At 55.1% G+C, this 4,749-nt stretch carries 5 protein-coding genes; 2 read left to right on the forward strand and 3 right to left on the reverse strand.

Annotated features, from left to right (window positions below; all coding sequences use genetic code 11):
* Nucleotides 1-248: 248 nt before the first annotated feature.
* From RC85_RS24805 to rplU, 3 genes are all read right to left on the reverse strand, one after another.
* A complete protein-coding gene (locus tag RC85_RS24805) occupies nt 249-992 on the reverse strand; it encodes a BamJ family beta-barrel-assembly machinery protein (protein ID WP_235033469.1) in 744 nt (247 codons plus the stop codon).
* Between the two features lie 254 nt (nt 993-1,246).
* Nucleotides 1,247-2,290 carry a serine/threonine protein kinase gene (locus RC85_RS24810; protein ID WP_068267479.1) on the reverse strand — a complete coding sequence of 348 codons (1,044 nt, stop codon included), beginning with the start codon at nt 2,288-2,290 and terminating at the stop codon, nt 1,247-1,249.
* Between the two features lie 17 nt (nt 2,291-2,307).
* On the reverse strand, nt 2,308-2,622 hold the full coding sequence (rplU, locus tag RC85_RS24815; protein WP_068267481.1) for a 50S ribosomal protein L21: 315 nt from the start codon (nt 2,620-2,622) through the stop codon (nt 2,308-2,310).
* 394 nt (nt 2,623-3,016) lie between these two features.
* On the opposite strand from rplU, the gene RC85_RS24820 reads away from it, so the two are divergent.
* Together RC85_RS24820 and RC85_RS24825 are read left to right on the forward strand one after the other, a co-directional pair.
* Nucleotides 3,017-3,973: a PEP-CTERM sorting domain-containing protein gene (locus tag RC85_RS24820; protein WP_068267483.1), complete on the forward strand. Its 957-nt coding sequence runs from the start codon at nt 3,017-3,019 to the stop codon at nt 3,971-3,973.
* Nucleotides 3,974-3,990: 17 nt separating this feature from the next.
* Nucleotides 3,991-4,581 (forward strand): cytochrome c oxidase subunit 3, encoded by a 591-nt coding sequence (locus RC85_RS24825; RefSeq protein ID WP_068267485.1) that lies wholly within the window; start codon nt 3,991-3,993, stop codon nt 4,579-4,581.
* Nucleotides 4,582-4,749: the final 168 nt, after the last annotated feature.

Consider the following 4,749-nt stretch of genomic DNA (forward strand, 5'->3'; position numbering starts at 1 on the left):
AGGTACTCATCAAGCTTCTTGGTCATCGCGTTACTCCATCAAAATACGATCGTTCATCAAGCCGAAACCGGGAACAAATCTGTCCCCCAAAGAAAACCATGTCAATACCAAAGATTTAGCGGCCCAGCCACACCCCCCCAAAGCCGTCCAACTTTCCTCCGCGCTAACGTTTTCGCCAGCCCAGCCGCACGGCCAGCGGCTCACCATTACCGTCGGTGGATCGATTAAATCGACAAGCCGGTCACGAACTACATGATTTCCAGTAGTTCGACTTCAAACACCAAGACTTGGTGAGGCCCGATGGCTCCGGGGCTTCCGTTGGCTCCGTAGGCGAGGTCCGATGGGATGTACAACATCCACTTCGACCCGACCTTCATCTTTTGGATGCCTTCTTGCCAGCCCGGGATCACTTGGCCGACGCGGAACGTTGCGGGTTGGCCACGTTGGATTGAACTGTCAAAGGTCTTTCCGTTGATCAGCTTTCCGGTGTAGTGAACTTTCACCGTGTCGGTCGCTGCTGGCGATTCGCCTTCACCCGCTTCGATGACCTTGTACTGCAATCCGCTTTCCAACGTTTTGACGCCATCCTTGTCCTTGTTCGCCGCCAAAAATGCGACGCCTTCGGCCTTCATATCTTCGACCATGGCTTCGCGACGAGCTTGCAGTAGTTCTGTCAGGGCAGCTTGCGTCGATTTGAGTTGGTCGTCGGTCAGGACCGAATCTTTCTTGTTCATCCCATCCACAAAGCCTCGCATCATCGACTTTTGGTCAAAGTCTTCCAACGCGATCCCGCTTTGAGCCATCTGCTGGCCCATGGAGATGCCGAGGAAATATCCGATCGATTTGGGATTGGGTTTTGCATCGGATTTGGCGGTCTTTTCTTTGGCCGCAGCATCTTGAGACATCACGTTGGACGTCATCATGGGGGCCAAAGTGATCGAAGCGGTCAACAGAACAGTTTTTGCCATGAAGGGCAGGGTGCGAATTCGCATCTCGGGTTCCTAGGTAGGGAAACAGTGTTTTGGGGAATGATACATCGTCAGTGTAAAGATCGCACCAGTGGGTGGGCTGTACGCAGGGCAAATTGGCTTTTGAATTTAGGGAACGAATAGCGTCCCGCTATGATACGCCTGTCGTTTAACTCGAAATTTGAGCGGTAATGGTCGCTGGCCGTAAGGCCTTGGGCTGGCGCGGTAGGCCCGACCGCTTACGCGTCGCGGCTCACTTTAATCGACAGCTCGGAAATTTAGCGGTTTAGGATCGTAAACAACGCGATGGTCGCAATAATGCCAGCAATGATGATCGATAATCTTGCCCAGCTTATGTCGGGGGCCATCGAAAATCCCTCGCTACGAATCTGGTCGATCAGCAATTGACGCCCGCGGGTGTGTACCTCATCGGCCGAAACATCGCCTTCGTTGTCCGTGTCTCTGATTCCAAGATCAGCTTGCTTCTTTGGATCCGCCAAGTCGTAGGATTCGCCCAATTCAAACATCACACCTTGAACCGACCGAGCGTTGAACGGGCGGTCGATGGGATCTTTCGCCAAGCATTGATTGACGACGTCATCCAATTCAGGCGGGCAGCTTGGCACCAAAGTTGATAGGCGACGCGGAGCCACTTTGAGGTGCTGCTCGAACAACTGAGCAAAATTCTCGCCGTCAAAAACTTTCTGGCCGGTCAACATCTCAAAGATGCAGCATCCCAAGGCGTACAAATCAGCTTTTCCAGAGATCGCCAAGTCGCCGGTGATTTGCTCGGGTGACATATAAGCGTGCGTGCCGACGGTCATTCCGGATGAAGTCAAATCCGAACTATGAAGATCCCGTGCGATCCCAAAATCGCCCAATTTCAGTTCGCCATCGCGGGTCAGGAACAAGTTGCCGGGCTTGAGGTCGCGGTGAATCACGCCGTGGTTGTGTGCGTGTTGAAGTGCCGAGCAAATTTGCCGCGAAAGTTCAACGACGACGGGCCATGCGAACGAACCTTGACGTTCCAGCAGGTCTTTGACGGTTCCGCCGTGGACCAGTTCCATGATGTAGAACAATTGCCCATCAAGCTGGCCGCCACCGAAGTACTCGATGATATTAGGATGCTTCAAACGCGACAGCACCAACATTTCTCGTTCAAAACGAGCGCGGATGTTGGCATCCTGGCTGACGGCCGGGTGCAGTTTCTTGATCGCGACCCGTTTACCGGTCTGGCGATGAGTGCCCAGGTAGATCGACCCAACCGTACCGACGCCGAGGACATCCCCGAAGTCGTACTGGGTTAGATCGATTGATTGCATCGCAACAGCCTATTGAATCAGACGCCGGCGATCTTCTCAATTCTTACACGCAAGTGTTTTTGGCGGTGTCCGGTACGTCGCTTGCTGTTTTTGCGACGGCGGAACTTTTGGATGTAGATCTTTTTGTCTTGCTGCATGCCAAGCACCGAAGCCGTGACCGACGCACCGCTGACGGTGGGGCTGCCCAGTTTCAGTCCTTCGTCGCCACCGACAGCCAGAACTTTCTCGAAGGTCATGTTTTCGCCTTTGGCGATGTCGCGAAAATCGACATCCAATTCCATTCCAGGCTCAACTTTGTATTGGCGACCGCCGTCGACGATGATGGCGTACATGGGCAATTCTCTTAGCTAATTTTTCGACAAAATAGGACGCCGCAGATCGAGGCGTCTCGGTAGCCGCTTCCAGCGGCAATCGCGAAGCGGTCCGGTAGTCTAACGTCCGCCCACATCGGCGCACAGACCTGCTTTGACGGCAATTCTGGACTTTCGCACATCGCCTAGTTCAACGTGCCGGCCAGCCAATCCAAACTAGGCCGTCGCGAGTAACAAGTAGGCCGTAGCGAGCCAAAGCGAGTTACGGCAGTGCGCAAATTGCCGTAACTCGCTTTGGCTCGCTACGGCCTACAAAAGTGGCTGGCGATTGGCCGACACATCGCCTTGAGCCCCCAAACTGTTTGTCTTGCCACCGATTAGGGATTCTGAGAAGCTTCCCGCTTGTTGTCTCTTCATGGATGAATCCCAACGAGTGTTTGCAGTGTTTTTTTGTTTCAGCCGAGTTTTTTCAGCTTTTCTGCTGTTCGCCGTCACTTTTCCTGCCCTTTTGTGGACCAATAATGCTGCCGCAGCAACGGTCTACGCGGTCACCGGAGGCCGCGGCGGTCCTGGACCATCGACTCTGTATGCGGTGGATTCGGCGACGGGGAACGCCACGCTGATCGGAGCGACGGGCGTGGACCAGATCGTTGGGTTGGCGATCGATCCGACCTCCGGCATCCTGTACGGACACCAAAATTACCCTGACAGTTTTGACGCGATTGGGACGTTGCATCGGATTGATTTGTCCACCGGTGTCGCCACGCCGGTGGGGCAAACAAACGCCGCGATCACGGACATTAGCTTTCATTCCAGCGGGCAGCTCTACGGTTGGATGGACGGTTCGTCGCGAGACGGTTTCACCGAGTTTTCCGATAAGTTGGTCACGATTGACAAGGATTCCGCCGTCTTCAGCCTCGTGGATACCACCAGAGTCCTTGATGTCGGCGTCAATCAATCTGGATTGGCGTTCACCCCCAATGATCGGCTGTTTTTGAAGTCAGGCGATGTTGATCGGCGAGGCGAGCCGCCAGAAGAGTGGGAGGGAACGCTGTACCAAATGGACGAAGCACTGGCTGTTTCGGTTTCCTCCAGCCCGACCGATGCCGCCCCTGTCAGCACTTTGGCGGCGATCTCGAACCGCTTGGCTCTGACAGTCGTGCGTGGGTTTGATGATTCTGGCGATCTTGCTTCTGCCCTGGCGACGCTCGATTTGACCACGGGGGTTGTCGAATTTGGCCCGGCGATTACTGAAAATGGCAATTCAATGAATATCACGGCGATCGCGGTCCCAGTTAGTGTGCCCGAACCCAATGCGGTTCTGTTGCTAATGATCGGTGCCGCTAGACTGCTGGCCCGACGTCGCCGCTAACCACCCCTCATTGAAATATGCCACTCGCCGTCATGCTGCCCAACGACCGACGACAACATCTCGGTGGGATGCTATTTCTGATTTCGCTGTTGGTGTTTTTCATCAGCAGTTTGCTGTTGTACGCGATCTATGCGATGAACCGCCGCGATGATCCGCAGAGTTTGGCGACGCTGCCGAGCGGCTTTTTGATCAGCACCTTGTTCTTGGTGCTGATCAGCGGCATGGTTCACGCTGCGACTCGAACGGTTCGCCGCGACCGAAGTGCCGGCACCGGCATGTTGTTGGCCGTCAGTGCCGTGTTGGCGTCAATTTTTATGGGCATGCAGTTCTATGCGATGACGGAATTGCTGGGCGGCGAAGCGTTGCAGGGCGGGACAGGTAAAGGTGTCGCAGGGATGATTGTCGTGCTGGCGATTCTGCACGCGTTGCACGTCGCCGGCGGAGTGATCTCGCTAGGAATCGTGTCCGTTCGTTCGCTGATGGGTAAATACGACCACGAACGCCATTGGCCCGTCGATTTCGCAGCCCAATACTGGCATTTCCTTGACGTCGTCTGGCTCTGCATGCTGGCCGCATTCTGGTTCACGACCGGCGGCTTCGAGATTTGAGGCCGTTTTTGTAGGCCGTAGCGAGCCATAGCGAGTTACGGCACGCAACCGTTTAACCGCGTGGGCATCGCCCCGCGCGTCCACGCGGCCCGGAACGCGCGGGGCGATGCCTGGACCGCTAAATCTTTGGGATTGCATCAGTTCTCGTTTGCGCAGGTTTCATACTCC

The organism is Rubripirellula obstinata (assembly GCF_001642955.1).
GTDB classification, from domain to species: domain Bacteria; phylum Planctomycetota; class Planctomycetia; order Pirellulales; family Pirellulaceae; genus Rubripirellula; species Rubripirellula obstinata.

What these genes read in the sequence shown, in the direction of transcription:
- RC85_RS24805 (WP_235033469.1), bottom strand. Translation starts at nt 992, where the DNA reads ATGCGAATTCGCACCCTGCCCTTCATGGCAAAAACTGTTCTGTTGACC.
- RC85_RS24810 (WP_068267479.1), bottom strand. Translation starts at nt 2,290, where the DNA reads ATGCAATCAATCGATCTAACCCAGTACGACTTCGGGGATGTCCTCGGC.
- rplU (WP_068267481.1), bottom strand. Translation starts at nt 2,622, where the DNA reads ATGTACGCCATCATCGTCGACGGCGGTCGCCAATACAAAGTTGAGCCT.
- RC85_RS24820 (WP_068267483.1), top strand. Translation starts at nt 3,017, where the DNA reads ATGGATGAATCCCAACGAGTGTTTGCAGTGTTTTTTTGTTTCAGCCGA.
- RC85_RS24825 (WP_068267485.1), top strand. Translation starts at nt 3,991, where the DNA reads ATGCCACTCGCCGTCATGCTGCCCAACGACCGACGACAACATCTCGGT.